Genomic DNA, 21,573 nt, shown 5'->3' on the forward strand with positions numbered 1-21,573 from the left:
GAAATTCACCCGTCGGTTCGTCCGGGTGGCTCAGCCCCCGTCCGGTGCGTGCAGCACCACGGTGGTGTGCGCGTCCACGGTGAGGGTGCCGCCGCCGGGGACCTCCTCGGCGGGTGTCTCCTCCTCGGGCCCGGTGTAGACCACCAGCTGCCAGGAGGCACCGAATTCCTTTGGCGGAAGAGTGAATTCGATTGGCTCGTAGTGGGCATTGAAGCACAGCACAAACGAGTCGTCCAGCACCCGCTGACCGCGGGAATCGCGGTCGGGGATGCCGTGGCCGTTGAGGAACACCGCGACGGATTTCGCGAACCCCGCCCCCCAGTCCTCCTCGGTCATCTCCGTGCCCTCGGGGGTGAACCAGGCGATGTCGGGCAGCCCGTCCTGACCGCGGCGACCCAGCGGCTTGCCGGAGAAGAACCGGCGCCGCCGGAACACCGGGTGGTCGGCCCGCAATGCCGATACCACCCGGGTGAACTCGAGCAGGCCGGCGTCGGCGCCTTCCCAGTCGACCCAGGTGATCTCGTTGTCCTGGCAATAACCGTTGTTGTTGCCCCCCTGGGTGCGGCCGAGCTCGTCGCCGTGGCAGATCATCGGCACGCCCTGCGACAGCAGCAGCGTGGTCAGGAAGTTGCGTTGCTGGCGCGCCCGCAGCCCGGCGACCTGCGCGTCGTCGCTCGGGCCCTCGACGCCGCAATTCCACGACCGGTTGTGGCTCTCCCCGTCGTTGTTGTCCTCGCCGTTGGCCTCGTTGTGCTTTTCGTTGTAGGACACCAGGTCTCGCAGCGTGAACCCGTCGTGGGCGGTGACGAAGTTGATCGACGCGACCGGCCGGCGCGCGGTGTGTTCGTAGAGGTCCGCCGAGCCGGAGAGGCGGTAGGCGAACTCGTCGAGCGTGGCGGGCTCGCCGCGCCAGAAGTCGCGGACGGTGTCGCGGTACTTTCCGTTCCACTCGGTCCACTGCGGCGGGAAGTTGCCGACCTGGTAACCGCCCGGCCCCACGTCCCACGGTTCGGCGATGAGCTTGACCTGGCTGACCGTCGGATCCTGTTGCACGAGTTCGAAAAAGGTGGCCAGCCGGTCCACGTCGTAGAACTCGCGGGCCAGCGTCGAGGCCAGGTCGAAGCGGAACCCGTCGACGTGCATCTCGGTGACCCAGTAGCGCAGCGAGTCCATGATCATCTGCAGCGCGTGCGGGTGCCCGACGTTGAGGCTGTTGCCGGTCCCGGTGTAGTCCATGTAGTACCGCTTGTCGTCGTCGACCAGCCGGTAGTACGCGGCGTTGTCGATGCCGCGCATCGACAGCGTCGGGCCCATGTGGTTGCCCTCGGCGGTGTGGTTGTAGACCACGTCGAGGATGACCTCGATGCCCGCCTCGTGCAGGGTGCGCACCATCGCCTTGAATTCCTGCACCTGTCCGCCGGGCGACGCCGCGCTGGAGTACTTGAAGTCGGGCGCGAAGAAACCGATCGTGTTGTATCCCCAGTAGTTCGACAGGCCCTTGTCGACCAGCGTGGAGTCGTTGGCGAAGTGATGGACCGGCATCAGTTCGATCGCGGTGACCCCGATGCCCTTGAGGTGTTCGATGATCACCGGGTGCGCCACCGCGGCGTAGGTGCCGCGCAGCTGTTCGGGAATGTCGGGGTGCCGCTGGGTCAGACCCTTGACGTGCGCCTCGTAGATCACCGTGTCGGCGTACTGGTGGTCCGGCGGGCGGTCGTTGCCCCAGTCGAAGTAGGGGTTGATGACCACCGACTTCGGCATGCTGGGCGCCGAGTCGTCGTCGTTGCGGCTGTCGGGATCACCGAAGTTGTAGCTGAACAGCGACTGGTTCCACTCGAAGGTGCCGTCGATGGCCTTCGAATACGGGTCCACCAGCAGCTTGTTGGGATTGCACCGCAAGCCGTTCTCCGGATCGTACGGGCCGTGCACGCGGTAGCCGTACCGCTGTCCGGGTTCGATGTTGGGTATGTAGGCGTGCCAGATGAAGCCGTCGACCTCGGGCAGCGGGATGCGGCTCTCGTTGCCGTCGGCGTCGAACAGGCACAGTTCGACGCTGTCGGCGACCTCGCTGAACACCGCGAAGTTGGTGCCGGCGCCGTCGTAGGTGGAGCCGAGGGGATACGCCCTGCCCGGCCACACTTCTCCGGTGGGCGTGGGGACTTGGCTGGCTGCGGGGGGTGCGAGGGTCATGGCGCATCTGATACCCGGCGGCGGATACCCCCAAACCGCCCGGCCACCACCGGCGGCCCCGCTGCGCTGGCAGCGGGGCACCGATCTCGTCGCTGTTGAATTGTCTTGTGCTGCAGGCTTTCTGGAGCTAACGGCGGCCGGTCACGGCTTGAGTATGACCTTCACGGCCCCGTCCTGCTTCTTCTGGAAGATCTCGTACGCGTGCGGAGCCTCCTTCAGGGGCAACACGTGCGTCGCGAAGTGGTCCACGCCCAGCGGGTCGTCGTCGGTCAGCAGGGGCACGATGTCGTCGACCCAGCGCTTGACGTTGGCCTGGCCCATCCGCAGCGTCACCTGCTTGTCGAAGAGGGTGAGCATGGGCAGCGGGTCGGCCATGCCGCCGTAGACGCCGATCAGCGAGATGGTCCCGCCGCGCCGCACGATGTCGATCGCGGCGTGCAGCGCGCTCAGCCGGTCCACACCGGCGGTTTGCATCAGGCGCTTGCCGACGAAGTCGGGCAGCAGGCCGGTCGCCTGCTGCAGCAGCTGCGCGGCCGGCGAACCGTGCGCCTCCATGCCGACCGCGTCGATCACCGAGTCGGCGCCCCGCCCGTCGGTGAGGTCGCGGATCGCGTCGCCGAGCGGCGAGTCGAGCCGTCCCAGGTCGATGGTGTGGATGCCGCGCTGCGCGGCGCGGGCCAGCCGTTCGGCCACCAGGTCGACGGCGATCACACGGTAGCCGAGGTGGTCGGCGATGCGGGCGGCCATGTCCCCGATGGGGCCCAGGCCGAGGACGGCGACGGTGCCGCCGTCGGGGATGTCGGCGTAGGCCACCGCCTGCCAGGCCGTCGGCAGCACGTCCGACAGGTAGACGAACCGCGAATCCGGCGGCCCGTCAGGGACTTTGATGTGGGTGAACTGCGCCTGCGGCACCCGCAGCAGCTCGGCCTGGCCGCCGGGGACCTCGCCGTAGAGTTCCGAATAGCCGAACAGCGCGGCACCCATCCCCTGCTCGCGCACCTGGGTGGTCTCGCACTGGGTGTAGAGCCGCTTGTCGCACATATAGCAACTGCCGCAGGAGATCTGGAACGGAATCACGACGCGGTCGCCGACGCGCAGGTCGCCCGTGTCGCCCCCCACCTCCCGCACGACACCCATGGGCTCGTGGCCGAGGATGTCGCCGGGTTTCATGAAGGCCCCGAGGATTTCGTACAGGTGCAGGTCGGACCCGCAGATGTTGGTCGACGTGACCTCGATGATGGCGTCGGTCGGCTGCTCGATCTTCGGGTCGGGCACCGACTCCACGCGCACGTCCCTTTTGCCATGCCAGGTAACCGCTTTCATGTGCGTCGCAGATACCCGTTTCGCGCCCTCGGAAACACGGTCACCCCGCTCAGCGCTGGGCGGCTTGCTGCGCCGTCGCGTAGGCGAGCTGCAGGAAGTCCGCGCCGGCCAGCACGGTGAAGACCCCGGCGATCAGCCGGGTGAACCGGGGGGCGAAGACCAGGCCGATGGCAAAGCCGGTCGCCACCCACATGTCCAGGCAGAAGGGGCAGGTCAGCAGCTCGCCAAGGCTGTGCCGCCACTGGCTGTCGTTGCGGACCTCTTCGTGCAGCTCCGCCGGCCCGGCCGTGCCCGCGTAGCGGGTGAACGGCGCGCGCAGCGGGCTGGTCACCGCGTCCTTGGTCAGCGTCCGCGACAGCTTGTGGGTCCCGAGGGTCACCGTGATCAGGTCCTGCACCCGCCACCGCGTGGGCAGCGTCCGGCCCGTCACCAAGGCGGCCACGGTGGCGACGGCCACCACGGCGCCGTAGACCAGCAGCACCGCAATGTAGCCGCCCAGCGGCCGGGCATTTCCCCCGGCGTAGGCCTCGGCCTCGCGCTGGGCGCGGTCAACCACTCCGGCACCGGCCTCCGTCACATTTCCCATCGCTACTCCTCCACCGGCGCCCTCGGCGCTTTTCGGGCATGGTCGCTCGGGTGGGTACCCGGTGCCGGCGTCCGCAATCCCGCAACGGTCAGCCGGCCGGGGCGGGCGATGAGCCGTCGGGCGTCCCGGCCGACTTGACCGCATCGCGAAGGCTGCGGTTGGTGGAGCGCAGGTCGGTGTTCGCCGCGGCCAGCGAGGCGTTGTGGTCCTCGAGCTCGAGGATGCGGGCGATCCCGGCCAGGTTGATCCCCGCCTCGACCAGCTCGCTGATCCGCTTGAGCCGGGCCAGGTCGTCGGCGCTGTAGCGGCGGGGGCCGCCCTCGCTGCGGGCCGGGGTGACCAGGCCGTGGCGTTCGTAGAGGCGCAGCGACTGCACCGCGATCCCGGAGAGTTCGGCGGCCACCGAGATGCCGTAGACGCCATGATCGCGCGCCGGGGCACCCAGGTCGCCCCGCTCGTCGGTCATGGCACCCTCCCTTTGCTCCGCTAGAAAATCTGTCTATCACACTTGCATCAATATTTCGACAGTGCTATACAAAATCTATGTCCGTAGACATAGGAAATAGCGGATGCACCACTACCGATTGGAGTGAGAGGTGACTGCCATGCTGATGCGTTCCGACCCCTTCCGTGACCTTGACCGCTTCGCCAACCAAGTGCTCGGCACGGCCGCCCGGCCGGCCGTGATGCCGATGGACGCCTGGCGCGAGGGTGAGAACTTCGTCGTCGAGTTCGACCTGCCGGGCATCAACGCCGACTCGCTGGACATCGACATCGAGCGCAACGTGGTGACGGTCCGCGCCGAACGGGCTCCCCTGGACCCCAACCGCGAGATGCTGGCCACCGAGCGCCCGCGCGGGGTGTTCAGCCGGCAGCTCGTCCTCGGGGAAAACCTCGACACCGAAAAGATCGAGGCCTCCTACGCCGAGGGCGTCCTTCGGTTGCACATACCGGTGGCCGAGAGGGCGAAGCCGCGCAAGATCTCCGTCGCCCGCGGCAACGGGCGCGAGGCCATCAAGGACGGCGCCCCGCAGCCCGAGGTCATCAACGCCTGATCGGCGGGCCCGGGCGGCGACCGCAGCGGCGGCCCGGCACCGGGCACGCCCCAAAGCCAAGACCGAGCCATGTATCGAAACCTCGACGGCCCGATGGCCGACGTCGAAAGCGCGCTGGCCGGCGGTTCCGTGCAGCCGGCGGGCTGGTTCCGGTTCTACTTCGCCGACCAGCGATGGGAGTGGTCCGACCAGGTACTGCGGATGCACGGGTATCCGCCCGGCGGCGTCACACCGACGACCGAGCTGGTGCTCTCGCACAAACATCCCGACGACCGCGGGCAGGTCGCGGCCACGATCGAACACATCGTCGACACCCGCGAGCCGTTCAGCACCCGCCATCGGATCGTCGACACCGAAGGCAACGTGCGTCACGTGGTCGTCGTCGGCGATCGGCTACTCGGCGAGCACGGCGAGGTGATCGGGACACACGGGTTCTACATCGACGTGACTCCCCCAGCGGGGCAGGCCCAGCAGGCCCAGCAGGCACAGGAGGACCAGGAGGACCAGGAGGACCAGGAGGACATCGTCACCGCGAAGCTGGCCAAGATCAGCGAGAGCCGGGCCGGCATCGAGCAGGCCAAGGGCATGTTGATGCTGGTATACGGCATCAGCGACAGCATGGCGTTCGACCTGCTCACCTGGCTGTCCCAGGAGGCCAACATCAAGCTGCGGCGGCTGGCCGAGCAGATCGCCGAGGATTTCCGCGGCGCCGGGCTGCCTGCCGAGTCACGGGCGCAATTCGATCACCTGTTACTGACCGCGCACCGGCGCGTCGAGCGCCCCGCCTAGCGGGAGTGGGCCGACCCCCGCCCGCGGGGCCTGGCGCGGCTGGCCTGGACCAGCTGGGCCACGCCCTTCTCGATGCCCGCGGCCAGCTTCTCGATGTCCGGCGCGGTGTCGAAGTCGGCCATGATGCCGAAGGCGAACGTGTCGGCGTAGCTGACCATGGCGATCCCGGTGCGCAGCTGCAGCGCGATCGGCGGTATCGGCAGCATCTCGAGCACCCGGCGGCCCATCAGGGTCTGGTGGTCCCGCGGCCCGGGAACGTTGGTCGCCAGCGCCACCACCGCGCGTTGCGGCAGTCGGGACAGCAGGCGAATCGCCCACGCGGACAACGCGAATGGGGCCAGCTTGGCGGCGGACAGCACCGTGTTGCCGCCTTCGCTCTGACCGCTGTCCTTGGCCCGGGTGAGCCGCTGGTGCACCAGGTGCAACTGCTCGACCGGGTCCCCCTCATCGACCGGCAGGAGCGGGAGCATCGCCGACACCTCGTTGTCGGTCACGTCGAGACGGTTGGACGCGCGGAGCGACACCGGGACCAGCGTGCGCAGGGAATTGCGGCCGGGCTGCTCGCCCCGATCGAGCAACACCTGGCGGTAGCCGGAGGTAATCGCCGCCAGCGCAACATCATTGACGGTCACACCGAAGGCACGGCTGACCTTTTTCAGGTCGGCGAGCCGGACGCGGGCCGCGCAGTAGCGCCGCATCGACGTGACCGGTCCGTTCAGCGAAGACCACGGCGCCGGGTGCAGCAGGTTGGCGGTCAGCTCGGCCATGCCCAGTGCGGCGTGTTCGGCGGCGTTCGCCGCGCCCAGCGCGCCGCGCGCCACGGCGCCGAACCACTCCAGCGGGTTGCGCCCCGGCTTCGGCACGTCGATGCCGGTGCGGGCCGGCCGCCGGCTGCCGTGGATCTGCGTGGCGAAGGAATCGTTGTCGTCGTTGTCGCTGAACTTCGCCAGCATCTGCGCCGTCGCGATCCCGTCGGCGATGCAGTGGTGGATCTTCGTCAGCACGGCCCACCGGTCGCCCGAAAGGCCCTCGATCAGCCAGCAATCCCACAGCGGGCGCTCGCGATCGAGCCGGCGCTCCATCAGCGTCGCGATCATCTCGAACAGCTCGGCATCCCCGCCGGGGCGGGGCACGGCGACGTGGTGCAGGTGGCGCGACAGGTCGAAGTGGGCGTCGTCCACCCATTCCGGCGGGCGGAGGTCGAGCGGATAGGTCCGTAAGACCTGCCGGCAGCGGGGAATTGAGGTCACCCGGTCGGCGAACGCGGCAGTGAACTCGTCGAAGCTTGGCGCGGGCCCCTCGAGGATCGACACGCCGCCCACCGCGAGGCTCACGTGCGGGTCGGAGTCCTCCACCTCCAGGAAGCCGGCATCGAGCGCGGTCAACTGCTCCATGGTGCTACTGTCCGCGCCGCCACGCCTGGCGGGCAGGGCCGTAAGTCCTCAACTACTGAGGCCAAACGGCGGCTGTGGAGCCGCGCGGGCGGCCATATCGTGAGCGGGGTGACGGGCGAGCAATTGAGCAGCGAGGCAGATGCTTTCGCCGCCGCACCCCGTGGCGACCTGACCGCACTGCCCGACCTCCTGCATGGGCGGCCGCGCACGGGCCCCATCCGCGAACGCCGGCCGATCTACGTCGACCTGCTGCCGCCGTGCAACGCCGGATGCCCCGCCGGGGAGAACATCCAGGCGTGGCTCGCCCACGCCCGGGCCGGGCGCGTCGAAGCGGCGTGGCGGCAGCTGACCGCCGACAACCCCTTCGCCGCGATCCACGGCCGCGTCTGCTACCACCCCTGCGAATCCGTCTGCAACCGAGCGCATTTGGACTCCCCGGTGTCGATCCACGCGGTGGAGCGCTTCCTCGGCGACACCGCGCGGGCGCAGGGATGGCTGTTCGACCCGCCCCCGCAGCCGACGGGCAAGCGGGTGCTGGTGGTCGGCGCCGGCCCCAGCGGCCTGTCGGCGGCCTATCACCTCACGCGGCTCGGCCACCGGGTGGAGGTCCGCGACACCGGCGCGGAGCCGGGCGGAATGATGCGCTACGGCATCCCGAAATACCGGCTGCCCCGCGACGTGCTGGACGCCGAGATCGACCGCATCGCCGCGCTCGGCGTGGAGTTCACGTGCGGGCACCGGGTGGAGGATCTGGCCGCCGAACGCGAGGCCGGGGGCTTCGACGCGGCGTTCGTCGCCGTCGGGGCCCACCTCGCCAAGCGCGTGGACATCCCGGCCGCCGACGCCGGCTCGATGCTGGACGCGGTCTCGTTCCTGCGCGCCGTCGCCGCCGGCGAAGCACCCGAACTCGGCCGCCGCGTCGCGGTCTACGGCGGCGGCGACACCGCGGTGGACGCCGCGCGCGTCGCGCGCCGGCTGGGCGCCGAGGATGCCGTCATCATCTACCGCCGCACGGCGGCCCAGATGCCCGCGCACTCCCACGAGGTGCAGGAGGCCGAGCGCGAGGGCGTGCGGATCCACTGGCTGCGCACGATCACCGCCTTCGACGGACCCGAGCTCCAGGTGGAGCTCATGCACCTCGACGAATCCGGACGTCCGGTGCCGAGCGGGCAATTCGAGACGCTGGCCGCCGACACCGTGATCATGGCCCTGGGGCAGGAAACGGAGTCGGCGTTCATGCGCAGCCTGCCCGGCGTGGAGTTCGACGACGACGGTTCGGTGCGGGTGTCGTCGTCGCTGATGACCGGCTGCCCCGGGGTGTTCGCCGGCGGCGACATGGTGCCCTGCGAGCGCACCGTGACGGTAGCCGTCGGGCACGGCAAGAAGGCGGCGCAGAACATCGACGCCTGGCTGCGCGGCGCCGGCGGCGAGCGCGCGCCCAAGCATCCGACCGCGGAGTTCGACCGGCTGAACCTGTGGTACTTCGGCGACGCCTCGCGGCGGGCCGAGCCCGAACTTCCTGCCGCGCAACGCATCAGCGGGTTCGACGAGGTGGTCGGCGGCCTGTCGGCGCCGGCCGCGACGTTTGAGGCCGGCCGGTGCCTGTCGTGCGGCAACTGCTTCGAGTGCGATGGCTGCCTGGGCGCCTGCCCGGAGGACGCGGTGATCAAGCTGGGGCCGGGTCACCGCTACCGCTTCGACTACGACCGCTGCACCGGTTGCGCAACCTGCTACGAGCAGTGCCCGGTGCACGCCATCGAAATGGTCCCCGAGATGATCCCGGAGCCGCGATGACGCGCGCGACGATCGACGGCAACGAGGCGGCGGCGTCGGTGGCGTACCGCCTCAACGAGGTGTGCTGCATCTACCCGATCACCCCCTCCTCGCCGATGGCGGAGCTGGCCGACGACTGGTCGAGCCGGCACCGGCCCAACGTCTGGGGCACGGTGCCCACGGTGGTGGAGATGCAGAGCGAGGGCGGGGCCGCCGGGGCGCTGCACGGCGCCCTGCAGGGCGGCGCGCTGGCCACGACGTTCACCTCGTCGCAGGGCCTGTTGCTGATGATCCCGAACATGTACAAGATCGCCGGCGAGCTGACCTCGGCGGTGATCCACGTCGCGGCCAGGTCGATTGCCGCGCAGGGTCTTTCGATCTTCGGTGACCACCAGGACGTGATGGCCGTGCGCCAGACCGGGTTCGCGCTGCTGTCGTCGGCCTCGGTGCAGGAGGCCCACGACCTGGCCCTGGTCGCGCAGGCGGCCACGCTGCGCACGCGAATCCCGTTCGTGCACTTCTTCGACGGCTTCCGCACCTCCCACGAGCTGAACACCATCGAGCTGCTCGACGACGACGACCTGCGGGCCCTGGTTCCCGAGGAGCTGGTGCTGGCCCACCGGGCGCGCGCCCTGTCCCCGGAGCGGCCGTTCGTCCGCGGCACCGCACAGAATCCCGACACCTATTTCCAGGCCCGCGAGACCGTCAACCCGTTCTACGCCCGGGTGCCCGAGGTGGTGGAGGACCTGATGGCCGAGCTGGGCCGCCGCACCGGGCGGCCGATGCACATCGTCGAGTACACCGGTCACCCGCAGGCCGAACGGGTGGTCGTGCTGATGGGATCGGGCGCCGAGACCGCCGCCGCGACGGTGGCGGCGCTGGCCGCGCGCGGCGAGCGGGTCGGGGTGCTGCGGCTGCGGCTGTACCGGCCGTTCCCGGCGCGGGCGCTGCTGGCCGCCCTGCCCCCGACCGTCCGCGCCCTCGGCGTGCTCGACCGCACCAAGGAACCCGGGTCGCACGGCGAGCCGCTGTACCTCGACGTCGTCGCCGCCCTCGCCGAGGCGTACGCGAGCGGCGAGCGGTCGGCGCTGCCGATGGTGTGCGGCGGGCGCTACGGGTTGTCGTCGAAGGAATTCACCCCGGCCATGGTCGCCGGCGTGTTCGCCGAACTGGCCCGCGACCGGCCCCGGGCCCGCTTCACCGTGGGCATCGACGACGACGTCAGCGGCACGAGCATCGACTACGACCCGGCCTTCGACATCGAGCCGGCCGACACGGTGCGGGCGGTGTTCTTCGGCATCGGCTCGGACGGCACCGTCGGCGCCAACAAGAACACGATCAAGATCCTCGGCGGCGAGGAGGACCTCTACGCCCAGGGCTACTTCGTCTATGACTCGAAAAAGTCCGGCTCGCAGACCGTTTCGCATCTGCGGTTCGGGCCCGAGCCGATCCGCGCGCCCTACCTGGTGCAGCGGGCCTCGTTCGTCGGCTGCCACCACGAGGGGTTCCTGCACAAGCTCGACGTGCTGGGCCGCGCCGCCGAGGACGCCGCGCTGTTGCTCAACACCAGGCGCCCGCCCGAGAAGGTGTGGGACACCCTGCCGGGCAGCGTGCAGCGCCAGATCCTCGACAAGCGCATCGGGCTCTACGTCGTCGACGCCGGCGGGATCGCCCGCGAGGTGGGGCTCGCCGGGCGGATCAACATCGTGCTGCAAACCTGCTTCTTCGCCATCTCCGGTGTGCTGCCCCTCGAACAGGCGCTCGCCCGGATCAAGGACAGCGCGGCCAAGACCTACGCCGGGCAGGGCGCCGACGTGGTGGCCCGCGAGGCCGAGGCCGTCGACCGGGCCCTGCAACGGCTGCACCGGGTCGACATCCCGGACACCGCGACGTCGGACGTCGCGCTCGAACCGCCGGTCGGAGCCGACGCCCCCGAATTCGTGCGCTCGGTGACCGGCGAGATGATCGCCGGCCGCGGCGACGCGCTGCCCGTCAGCGCGCTGCCGATCGACGGCACCTACCCCAGCGGCACCGCCGCCTACGAGAAGCGCAACATCTCCGAGCTCGTCGCCGTCTGGGACCCCGACACCTGCATCCAGTGCGGCAACTGCTCGTTCGTCTGCCCGCACAGCGTGATTCGCACCAAGTTCTACGACCAGCAACACCTCGACGACGCCCCCGCCGCGTTCCCCTCGGCACCGCTGGACGCGGTCGGCCTGCCCGGCACCCGCTACACCCTGCAGGTCTACGTCGAGGACTGCACCGGATGCGACCTGTGCGTCCAGGCCTGCCCGGCCGTGATTCCCGGCACACCGGTGACCAAGGCGATCAACCTGGCGCCGCGCGAACCGCTGGTCGCCACCGAACGCGAGAACATCGCGTTCTTCGAGACGCTGCCGGTGGCCGACCGCTCGAGGGTCGATTTCGGCACCGTCCGCGGCACCCAGTTCCTGCAGCCGCTGTTCGAATTCCCCGGCGCGTGCGCCGGTTGCGGCGAAACGCCCTACCTCAAACTGCTCTCGCAGCTCTTCGGCGACCGGTTGGTGATCGCCAACGCGACCGGCTGCTCGTCGATCTACGGCGGCAACCTGCCGACCACGCCGTGGACGGCCAACGCCGAGGGGCGCGGGCCCGCCTGGTCGAACTCGTTGTTCGAAGACAACGCCGAATTCGGGCTCGGGCTGCGGTTGGCCGCCGACACCCATCTCCGGCAGGCCCGCCGGCGGCTGACCGAACTGCGCGACGCGCTGGGCCCCGACCTCGTCGACGCCGTCCTGGGCGCCCCGCAGCGCCGCGAATCCGAGCTGCACGAGCAGCGTCGGCGGACCGCCGAGCTGAGCGGCCGGCTCGACCGGCTGGACCTGGCGGTCGCCGACGAAATGCGCAGCGTCATCGAGCATCTGGTGCGCCGCAGCGTGTGGATCGTCGGCGGGGACGGCTGGGCGTACGACATCGGCGCCGGCGGCCTGGACCACGTGCTGGCCAGCGGGCACAACGTCAACGTGCTGGTGCTCGACACCGAGGTGTACTCCAACACCGGCGGGCAGATGTCCAAGAGCACCCCGCTGGGCGCGGTGGCCAAGTTCGCCGCCGGCGGCAAGACGGTGCCGCGCAAAGACCTTGCCCTGCAGGCGATCTCCTACGGTAACGTCTACGTCGCGCGGGTCGCCTTCGGCGCCGACCCGCAACAGACGTTGCTGGCCTTCCGCGAGGCGGAGGCCTACGACGGGCCGTCCCTGATCATCGCCTACAGCCACTGCATCGCGCACGGCTTCGAGATGCGCAACGGCCTGGACCAGCAGCACCGCGCCGTCGCCAGCGGGCACTGGCCGCTGATCCGCTACGACCCGGTGCTGCGCGCCACCGGAAACCCACCGTTCCTGCTGGACTCGCACCGGCCCCGCCTTCCGCTGGCCGACTACCGCAACCGCGAGCTGCGCTACCGCAGCCTGATCAACACCGACCCGGACGAGGCCGAACGCCTCGCCGCGCTGGCACAGGAGTCGATCGAGCAGCGCTGGAACGTCTACGAGGACATGGCCTCCCGCGCCCCGCACCACTTCCCGTCCGACCCACGGGGGGAGGGCTGATGGACCTGACCACCGACTACCTGGGGCTGAGGCTGCGCAACCCGCTGCTGGCGTCGGCATCGCCGCTGAGCAGCACGGTCGACGGCGTGCGCCGGCTCGCCGACGCGGGCGTCGGCGCGGTGGTGCTGTACTCGCTGTTCGAGGAGCAACTGCGCCGCGAGGCGGTGCACAACGAGGCAATGGCGTTGCAGGGCAGCGAAAGCTACGCCGAGTCGCTCAGCTACTTCCCCGCCACCGTCGAACCGTCGGGTAACGGCGGCGCGCGGCGCTACCTGCGCCTGCTCGAGCGCGCGGTCGCCGCGGTCGACGTCCCGGTGATCGGCAGCCTCAACGCGTCCACGCCCGGCGACTGGGCGCACTACGCCCGCCGCATGCAGGACGCGGGCGCGGCGGCGATCGAGCTGAACATCTACTACCTGCCCGGCGACGCCGGCGTGGACGGCCGCGCGGTCGAGCAGCGCCACCTCGACGTGCTCGCCGAGGTCAAGAGCGCGGCCGGCATCCCGGTCGCCGTCAAGCTCAGCCCCTATTTCAGCGCGACCGCGGACATGGCGCACCGGCTCGACGCCGCGGGCGCGGACGGCCTGGTCCTGTTCAACCGGTTCCTGCAGCCCGACATCGACCCCGAGACGCTCGGCACCGTGCGCGCCGTCGCGCTGTCCACCCCGGCGGACACCCGCCTGCCGCTGACGTGGATCACCCTGCTGCACCGGAGAATACAGGCCTTCCTGGCCGCCAGCACCGGAGTCGAGACCGCCGGGGACGTGGCCAAGTACCTGCTCGCGGGGGCCGACGTCGTCCAGTCCGCGTCGGCGCTGCTGCGCCACGGTCCCGAGTACGCCGCCGTGCTGCTGGCAGGCCTGGCCGACTGGATGGACCGCAAGGGTTTTCAGCGCCTCGACGAGGTGCGGGGGCTGCTGGCGGCGCCGGGCGGCGAGGAGCCCGGGTCCTTGGCCGCCCGGGAACGCGCGGACTACGTCTGGACCATGCGCAAAGCGAACAGCGGTATCTACGAGGCGTATTGATGCAACCCACCAAAGGAAGAACACCATGAGCGATTTCACCTACATCCGCTTCTTCGAGGAGATCGGGATCGAGGACGTCCCACTGGTCGGCGGGAAGAACGCCTCGCTCGGCGAGATGTTCCAGAAGCTCACCGGGCAGGGTGTCCGCGTCCCGCACGGGTTCGCCATCACCGCCGAGGCCTACCGGCACATGCTGGACCGCGCCGGCGCCTGGGACGCGCTGCACGCCGCGCTCGACGACCTCGACCCCGACGACGTCACCGCACTGGCCCGCAAAGGCAAGCGGGCCCGCGAAATCGTCTACGGCGCAGGGCTTCCCCCGGAGCTTGCCGCCGAGATCACGGCCGCCTACCGCCAGCTGCAGGAGGAATACGGCGAGGACGTCAGCCTGGCCGTGCGCAGCTCGGCGACCGCCGAGGACCTGCCGACGGCCAGCTTCGCCGGCCAGCAGGAGACCTTCCTCAACATCAAGGGCACCGAGAGCCTGCTGGACGCCTGCCGCCGGTGTTTCGCCAGCCTGTTCACCGACCGCGCCATCCACTACCGGGTCGACCAGGACTTCGACCACTTCAAGGTGTCGCTGTCGATCGGCGTGATGAAGATGGTGCGCTCCGACCTCGCGTCGTCGGGGGTGATGTTCACCCTGGACACCGAATCCGGCTTCCACGACGTGGTATTCATCACCGGCGCCTACGGGCTCGGGGAGAACGTGGTCCAGGGCGCCGTCGACCCCGACGAGTTCTACGTGCACAAGCCGACCTATCAGGCCGGCCACCGGGCGGTGCTGCGCCGGCTGATCGGGGACAAGGCGGTCAAGATGATCTACGTCGAGGGGGAGACGAAGAACACCGTCCGCAACATCCCCACGCCCAAGGCCGACCGGGCCCGGTTCTGCGTCACCGACGAGGACGTCCTCGAGCTGGCCGGCTACGCCTGCGCCATCGAGGGCCACTACGGGCGGCCGATGGACATCGAATGGGCCAAGGACGGTCTGGACGGGCGGCTCTACATCGTGCAGGCGCGCCCCGAGACCGCGGCCTCCCAGCGCAGCCTGACCGTCATCGAAAGCTACGTGCTCGAGGGCAAGGGCGCCGACGGCAAGGAGGTGCTCGCCGAGGGCCGCTCGGTCGGGGAGAAGGTCGCCACGGGCATCGCCAGGCGGATGGACAACCTCGGCAAGCTGTCGGAGTTCCGGCCCGGCGACGTGCTGGTCGCCGACATCACCACGCCCGACTGGGAACCCATCATGAAGATCGCGGCGGCCATCGTCACCAACCGCGGCGGGCGCACCTGCCACGCGGCGATCATCGCCCGCGAGCTCGGCATCCCCGCCGTCGTCGGCGCCGGCGACGCCACCACGAGCGTGCCCGACGGCGAGGTCGTCACGGTGTCCTGCGTGGAGGGCGACACGGGACGGGTTTACCGCGGCGAGTTGGGCTTTCGCGTCGACCGCACCGAGGTGTCCGACGAGCAGCGGCCGCACACCGAGATCATGCTCAACCTCGGCAACCCCGATCTGGCGTTCAAGACGTCGTTTTTGCCCAACGACGGCGTGGGGCTGGCCCGGATGGAGTTCATCATCAACGAGTACATCCGGGTGCACCCGCTCGCGCTGCTGCACCCCGACCGGGTGGAGGACCCCGAGGCCCGGCGGACCATCGATTCGCTGACCTACGCCTATTCCGACGGCGCCGAGTTCTTCGTCGAACGCCTGTCGGAGGGGATCGGCACCATCGCCGCCGCCTTCTGGCCCAAGCCCGTCGTCGTGCGGATGTCGGACTTCAAGACCAACGAGTACGCCAGCCTGGTCGGCGGCAGCGGCTTCGAGGCGGCCGAGAGCAACCCGATGATCGGCTTCCGCGGCGCCTCGCGCTACGCGCACCCGGCCTACGCCGAGGGATTCGCGCTGGAGTGCCGGGCGATGAAGCGGGTGCGCGAACAGATGGGGCTGACCAACGTCGTGCTCATGCTGCCGTTCGTGCGCCGGGTGGCCGAGGCGGACCTGGTGCTGGCGGAGATGGCCAAACACGGTCTGCGCCGCGGGGAGAACGGGCTCAAGGTGTACGCGATGTGCGAGATCCCCAACAACGTCATCCTCATCGACGAGTTCGCCAAGCGCTTCGACGGCTTCTCCATCGGGTCCAACGACCTGACCCAGCTGACCCTGGGCGTCGACCGGGACAGCGAGATCGTGGCCTTCGACTACGACGAGCGCGACGAGGGCGTCAAGGAGATGATCCGCCTGGCCGTGGAGGGCTGCCGCCGCAACGGGATTCACTCCGGGTTGTGCGGTCAGGCGCCGTCGGACTACCCCGACATGGCCGAGTTCCTGGTCCGCTGCGGCATCGACTCGATCAGCCTGAACCCCGACGTGGTGGTCAAGACGACCCGGCAAATCCTGGACCTCGAAAAAGCGGTGCAACTGCAGTGATCCCGACAAGACCCGACTCGGAAGGCGCAGATGGGCGGTCATAGCGTGAATCCCCCGGTGGTCATCGACCCGCGTTACTACGACGCGGTGATCTTCGACCTCTACGGCGTGCTCAAGGACGCCGCGTCGATCCAACGCCAGTCGTGGGCTTCGCTTTTCAACGACCAGCTGGCGCGCCGGCCGGCGTACCGGGGCGAGAACCACTCGCTGTTCACCGATGACGACTATGACCGCCTGCTGCGCGGCAAGCCCGGCCCCGACGGGGTCGCCGACTTCCTGGCGTCGCGGGGCATCACGCTGCCCCGCGGGGCGCCGTCGGACACGGGCGAGAACACCATCTGCGGGCTGGTCAACCGGCAGCGCCGGCTGTACGCGGAGCTACTGGACCGCGACGTTCCGCTGCTGGCGGCGATGGTCACCCTGACCCGCAAGCTGCGGGAGGCCGGGGTCGCGGCGGTGGCCCAGGCGCCGAGCCTTGACGGCCAACCCCTTTCGGGCGCGGGCACGGTCGGTGACGGCCTGCTCGACGTCTTCGTCGAGCGCGCCGCCGGCGGGCTCGACGCGACCCCGGGACTGGTCGTCCTCCCCGACGCCACGCACGTCCGGGAGGCGGCGAGCGCCGTGGGCGTGCGCCCGCATCGGGCGGTCGTCGTGGGCGACAACCCGGTGGGGCTCGCCGCGGGGCGGGAGGCGGGATTCGCGCTCGTCGTCGGTGTCGACGGCGCCGGCAGCGCCCAGGCAGCCTCCGGGGTTGAGGCGGACGTCATGGTGGCCGACCTCTCCGACATCGCGGTGCGCACCGGGGACAAGCGAATCTCCGAGATTCCCAACGCGCTGGAGTCCTACGGGCAACTGGCCGGCATCGCCATCGGCCGGGAATCGGTGCTGTTCCTCAACTACGACGTCGTGTTGCCCCAGACGGTTTCGGACCCGGGCGCGATCGCGCACATGGCGAAAGCCGCTCAGGCGCTGGGGAACCTCGCCGCGCTGTCCCCCGTGGTCGTGATCAGCGGCCGGGACGTCGCCGACATCAGGGAGCGGGTGGGGATACCCGAGGTCTGGTATGCGGGCAACCATGGCTTCGAGCTGCTCGAGCCGGACGGGAGCCACCACGAGCACGACGGAGCGGCGGCCGCGGTTCCCGTCCTGGCGGACGCCGCCGACGAGCTGCGCGACATCCTGGCCGACATTCCCGGACTCCAGTTGGTGCACAAGCGCTTTGCGGTCGCGGTGCACTACCCCGCCGCCGCGGCCGAGCACATCGACGACATCGTCGCGACGACGCAGCGGATCGGGAAGCTGAGGAAACTGCGGGTCTCGACCGGACACACCCTGGTGGAGCTGCGGCCCGACATCGCGTGGGACGAGGGAACGCGGCTGGCCTGGATACGGTCGCACGTGGACAAGCCGAGGTCGCTGATCCCGATCTACATCGGCGGTGACCTCGCCGACGAGGACGCGTTCGACGCCGTTGCGCTCGGCGGTGTGGGAATCGCGGTTCGGCACGGCAGCGACGGCGACCGCCGGACGGCCGCCCGGTTCGTCCTCAACGGCCCCGACGAGGTCGGCGAGGTGCTCGAGCTGGGCTCGCGATGGCTCGCCTACACCCACCAGACCTCCACCGAGGCTTGGCAATTCAGCTTCGAAGGGTACGACCCGGCCAGCGAGAAGCTGCGCGAGGCGCTGTGCACCGTCGGCAACGGCTACTTCGCCACCCGGGGCGCCGCGCCGGAATCGAAGGCCGGGCAGGTGCACTACCCGGGCACCTACGCCGCCGGGGTGTACAACCGGCTGTACGACAACGTCTCGGGCGTCACGATCGACAACGAGAGCCTGGTCAACCTGCCCAACTGGCTGCCGCTGACCTTCCGGATCGAGGGCGGCGACTGGTTCGACATCGACGACGTCACCGTGCTGTCCTACCGGCAGACCCTGGAAACCCGGGGCGCGGTGCTGCGCCGGGAACTGCGGTTCCTCGACGCCGCGGGGCGCACGACCTCGGTGACGCAACGGCGGTTCGTCGCGATGCACACCCCGCACGTGGCCGGACTGGCCACCACGATCCGCCCCGAGGACTGGGCGGGCACGGTCACGATCCGTTCGACGCTGGACGGCAACGTGCGCAACTCGCTGGTCGAACGCTACCGCGACCTCTCCGATGAGCACCTGGAACTGCTGGGCACGCGCGAAATCGCCGACGATTCCGTGCTGCTGGAGGTCCAGACCAACCAGTCGCGGATCCCGATCGCCTTGGCGGCGCGAACCACTTTGTGGCGCAACGGCAATCACGTCGGGGCCACCTACCGGCCCTTCGAGCGCGACGCCGAAGTCGGTCACGACATCGACATCGCGCTGTCGGCGGGCGACACGCTGACCGTCGAGAAGATGGTGACCCTGTTCACGGGCCGCGACGTGGCGACCTCGCAGCCGGCCGACGCCGCCGAGCGCTGGCTGGGCGGGCTCGGCAGGTTCGACGACGTCCTGGACCGGCACCAGACCACCTGGAGCCACCTGTGGGAGCGCTCGTCCATCGAATTCGACCAATTCAGCGACGAATTGCGCGTCCTGCGGCTGCACATGCTGCACCTGCTGCAGACGGTGTCGCCCAACTGCGCCGACCTCGACGTCGGGGTGCCGGCACGCGGCCTGCACGGCGAGGCCTACCGCGGGCACATCTTCTGGGACGAGCTGTTCATCTTCCCGGTGCTCAACCTGCGGTTCCCGATGATCACCCGGTCCCTGCTGCTCTACCGGCACCGGCGCCTGCCCGAGGCCTGCCGGGCCGCCCGGGAGGCCGGCTACGCCGGCGCCATGTTCCCGTGGCAGTCGGGCAGCGACGGCCGCGAGGAAAGCCAACGGCTGCACCTCAATCCGCGCAGCGGCCGGTGGAACCCGGACGCCAGCGCCCGCGCGCACCACATCGGCATCGCCGTCGCCTACAACGCCTGGAAGTTCTACCAGACCACCGGGGACCTGGCGTACCTGATCGACTACGGCGCCGAACTGCTGGGCGAGATCGCCCGATTCTGGGTCAGCAGGGCCACTTTCGACGCCGAACGCGGCCGCTACAGCATCCGCGGCGTCATCGGGCCCGACGAGTTCCACTCCGGCTACCCCGACGCGCCCTATGACGGCATCGACAACAACGCCTACACGAACGTGATGGCGGTGTGGGTGATCATGCGCGCCCTCGACGCCCTGGAACTGCTGCCGCTGCCCAACCTGCTCGACCTGCGGGAGAAGCTGCGGCTGCGCGACGACGAGCTGGCGCACTGGAACGAGGTGAGCCGCCGGATGTTCGTCCCGTTCCACGACGGCGTGATCAGCCAGTTCGAGGGGTACGGCGAACTGCAAGAACTGGATTGGGACCGCTACCGGGAGACCTACGGGAACATCCAGCGCCTCGATCGCATCCTCGAGGCCGAGGGCGACGACGTCAACCGCTACAAGGCGTCCAAGCAGGCCGACGCGCTGATGCTGCTCTACCTGATGTCCTCGACCGAGCTGCGCGAGGTGCTGGACCGGCTCGGCTACCGGTTCACCCCCGAGCAGGTCCCGAAGATGGTGGACTACTACCTGGCGCGGACGTCGCACGGCTCGACGCTGTCCGGCGTGGTGCACAGCTGGGTGCTCGCCAGGGCCAACCGCGACCGGGCGATGGAGTTCTTCCAAGAGGTGCTGAACTCCGACGTGACCGACATCCAGGGCGGCACCACGTCCGAGGGCATCCACCTGGCGGCGATGGCCGGCAGCGTCGACCTGATGCAGCGCTGCTTCACCGGCCTGGAGACCCGCGGCGGCCGCATCATCCTGGACCCGCACTGGCCGGAAAACCTTGGCGAGCTTGCCATTCCGATCCACTACCGCGGCCTGCACCTACACCTGCGGGTCAGCGGCCGGGGCGTGATCATCAGCGTCGACCCACGGGGGGCCGGCGAGATCGACGTCGAGTGCCGGGGTCAGGTCAAGCGGCTGACCCCCGGCGGCACGGTCAGATTCGCCGGATGAGCCCGCCAACACCACCAACCGGAGGAAAACACATGAGCGCCACCGTCGGGCTCGACCGGGACACCCTCGACATGATGCTGGAGTCGCTGCAGGAGTTCGTCGCCGCGGCCCTGCCGGACGAGCGGCTGCTCGAACTCGACCACGACGACGTCTGCCCCGAGGAGACCGTCCGCGCGATGTGCGGCGAGGACCTCGGTGTTCAGCTGGTGTTCGTCCCCGAGGAGTACGGCGGGCTGGGCGGCGGGGCCTTCGACTCCTACCGGGTCTGTGAACGCCTGGCGCGCATCGACATCGGGCTCGCCACAGCGGTTTTCGCCACCTTCCTGGGCTCCGATCCGATCCTGATCGGCGCGACCGACGAGCAGCGCAAGGAGTGGCTGGGCCGGATCGCCGAGGAGGGCATCCTGTTCGCCTACGGCGCCACCGAGCCCGAAGCCGGCAGCGACTTGGGCGCCATGAAGACGACGGCCACCCCGGTCACCACCGACGGGCGGGTGACGGCCTACTCGATCACCGGGCGCAAGCAGTGGATCAGCAACGGCTCGATCGCCGACGCCTACACCGTGCTGGCGCTCGCGCCCGCCGGCCCGTCGTGGTTCGTCGTCGAGAAGGGCACCGCGGGCTTCTCGGCGGCGCCGCCGGAGGACAAGCACGGCATCCGGCTGTCCAACACCGCGGCGCTGTTCCTCGACGACGTGGTGGTGCCGGCCGACCACCTCATCGGCGGCGAGGAGGGCCGCGGCCTGACCCAGGCCCAGCAGGTCTTCGGCTACACCCGGGTGATGGTCGGCGCCTTCGGCCTGGGCGGCGGCTGGAGCGCGCTGGACCGCGCGATCGACTACTCGCTCAACCGAATTCAGGGCGGCGCGCCGCTGGCGAGCAAGCAGGGCTACACCCACAAGCTGATCGTGCCGCACGCGGTGCGGCTGGAGGCAGCGCGCGCGTTCCTGGAGGAGACCGCGTCCCGGATCGACGCCGGCGAGGGCGCCGGCGGCGCGCTCAACACCGAGGGCGCGATCGCCAAGTACCTGGCGACCGAGGCCGGCAACGCGGCGGCCGAGGCGGCGATCCAGGCGCACGGCGGGTACGGCTACACCCGCGACTACATGGTGGAGAAGATCAAGCGCGACGTGCGCATCACCATGATCTACGAGGGCACCTCCGAGATCCTGGAGATGACCATCGCCCGCGACCGCTGGCAGCAGCACCTCAAGACGTCGGGCGCCTACTACCGCGACATGGCCCGCGGGCCGGCCGGCGTCGGCGACGACGTCGGCGGCCCGACGGCCGCGCTGGCTCTAGAGTGCCTGGCCGCGGTGTTCGAGGCGTGCCGGGTGGGCCACCTGACCCGCAACCAGCACGTGCTGCTGCGGCTGGGCGAGCTGACGGCCTACGCCGAGTGCGCCGGC

General features: G+C 69.9%; 13 protein-coding genes. 8 read left to right on the plus strand and 5 right to left on the minus strand.

Annotation, left to right across the window (positions count from 1 at the left end):
* Window positions 1-30: 30 nt before the first annotated feature.
* The 4 genes from glgX to BN971_RS23050 all read right to left on the minus strand — a co-directional run bounded on the left by glgX (window position 31) and on the right by BN971_RS23050 (window position 4,565).
* The gene (glgX, locus tag BN971_RS23035; protein ID WP_085180930.1) at window positions 31-2,190 is read right to left on the minus strand and encodes a glycogen debranching protein GlgX; all 2,160 of its coding nucleotides are present in this window, start codon (window positions 2,188-2,190) and stop codon (window positions 31-33) included.
* 141 nt (window positions 2,191-2,331) lie between these two features.
* The gene (locus BN971_RS23040) at window positions 2,332-3,513 is read right to left on the minus strand and encodes a zinc-dependent alcohol dehydrogenase (protein WP_085180929.1); all 1,182 of its coding nucleotides are present in this window, start codon (window positions 3,511-3,513) and stop codon (window positions 2,332-2,334) included.
* A 49-nt stretch (window positions 3,514-3,562) separates the two neighbouring features.
* On the minus strand, window positions 3,563-4,099 hold the full coding sequence (locus BN971_RS23045) for a DUF1360 domain-containing protein (RefSeq protein WP_085180928.1): 537 nt from the start codon (window positions 4,097-4,099) through the stop codon (window positions 3,563-3,565).
* Between the two features lie 88 nt (window positions 4,100-4,187).
* A complete protein-coding gene (locus tag BN971_RS23050) occupies window positions 4,188-4,565 on the minus strand; it encodes a MerR family transcriptional regulator (protein ID WP_090350608.1) in 378 nt (125 codons plus the stop codon).
* Window positions 4,566-4,704: 139 nt separating this feature from the next.
* On the opposite strand from BN971_RS23050, the gene BN971_RS23055 reads away from it, so the two are divergent.
* Both BN971_RS23055 and BN971_RS23060 read left to right on the plus strand, forming a co-directional pair.
* The gene (locus tag BN971_RS23055) at window positions 4,705-5,154 is read left to right on the plus strand and encodes an Hsp20/alpha crystallin family protein (RefSeq protein WP_085180926.1); all 450 of its coding nucleotides are present in this window, start codon (window positions 4,705-4,707) and stop codon (window positions 5,152-5,154) included.
* A gap of 69 nt (window positions 5,155-5,223) precedes the next feature.
* Window positions 5,224-5,943 (plus strand): PAS and ANTAR domain-containing protein, encoded by a 720-nt coding sequence (locus BN971_RS23060; protein WP_085180925.1) that lies wholly within the window; start codon window positions 5,224-5,226, stop codon window positions 5,941-5,943.
* On the opposite strand, the gene BN971_RS23065 is transcribed toward BN971_RS23060, so the two are convergent.
* On the minus strand, window positions 5,940-7,337 hold the full coding sequence (locus BN971_RS23065; protein WP_085180924.1) for a WS/DGAT/MGAT family O-acyltransferase: 1,398 nt from the start codon (window positions 7,335-7,337) through the stop codon (window positions 5,940-5,942). The two genes, BN971_RS23060 and BN971_RS23065, sit on opposite strands and share 4 nt — an antisense overlap.
* Window positions 7,338-7,445: 108 nt before the next feature.
* Between BN971_RS23065 and BN971_RS23070 the strand changes: the two genes are divergently transcribed.
* The 6 genes from BN971_RS23070 to BN971_RS23095 form a co-directional block, all read left to right on the plus strand.
* Window positions 7,446-9,131, plus strand: coding sequence for an NAD(P)-binding protein (locus BN971_RS23070; protein WP_085180923.1), 1,686 nt, complete (start codon window positions 7,446-7,448; stop codon window positions 9,129-9,131).
* Window positions 9,128-12,700, plus strand: coding sequence for a pyruvate:ferredoxin (flavodoxin) oxidoreductase (gene nifJ / locus BN971_RS23075; RefSeq protein ID WP_085180922.1), 3,573 nt, complete (start codon window positions 9,128-9,130; stop codon window positions 12,698-12,700). Before BN971_RS23070 ends, nifJ begins: the two co-directional genes overlap by 4 nt.
* Window positions 12,700-13,725 (plus strand): dihydroorotate dehydrogenase-like protein, encoded by a 1,026-nt coding sequence (locus tag BN971_RS23080; protein ID WP_085180921.1) that lies wholly within the window; start codon window positions 12,700-12,702, stop codon window positions 13,723-13,725. Before nifJ ends, BN971_RS23080 begins: the two co-directional genes overlap by 1 nt.
* Before the next feature lie 25 nt (window positions 13,726-13,750).
* Window positions 13,751-16,156 carry a phosphoenolpyruvate synthase gene (ppsA, locus tag BN971_RS23085; protein ID WP_085180920.1) on the plus strand — a complete coding sequence of 802 codons (2,406 nt, stop codon included), beginning with the start codon at window positions 13,751-13,753 and terminating at the stop codon, window positions 16,154-16,156.
* A 30-nt stretch (window positions 16,157-16,186) separates the two neighbouring features.
* The gene (otsB, locus tag BN971_RS23090; RefSeq protein ID WP_085180919.1) at window positions 16,187-20,164 is read left to right on the plus strand and encodes a trehalose-phosphatase; all 3,978 of its coding nucleotides are present in this window, start codon (window positions 16,187-16,189) and stop codon (window positions 20,162-20,164) included.
* A gap of 32 nt (window positions 20,165-20,196) precedes the next feature.
* On the plus strand, window positions 20,197-21,573 hold a 1,377-nt coding region (locus BN971_RS23095; protein ID WP_090350611.1), incomplete at its 3' end, for an acyl-CoA dehydrogenase family protein.

The sequence above is a fragment of the Mycobacterium bohemicum DSM 44277 genome (genome assembly GCF_001053185.1).
Taxonomy (GTDB): Bacteria; Actinomycetota; Actinomycetes; order Mycobacteriales; family Mycobacteriaceae; genus Mycobacterium; species Mycobacterium bohemicum.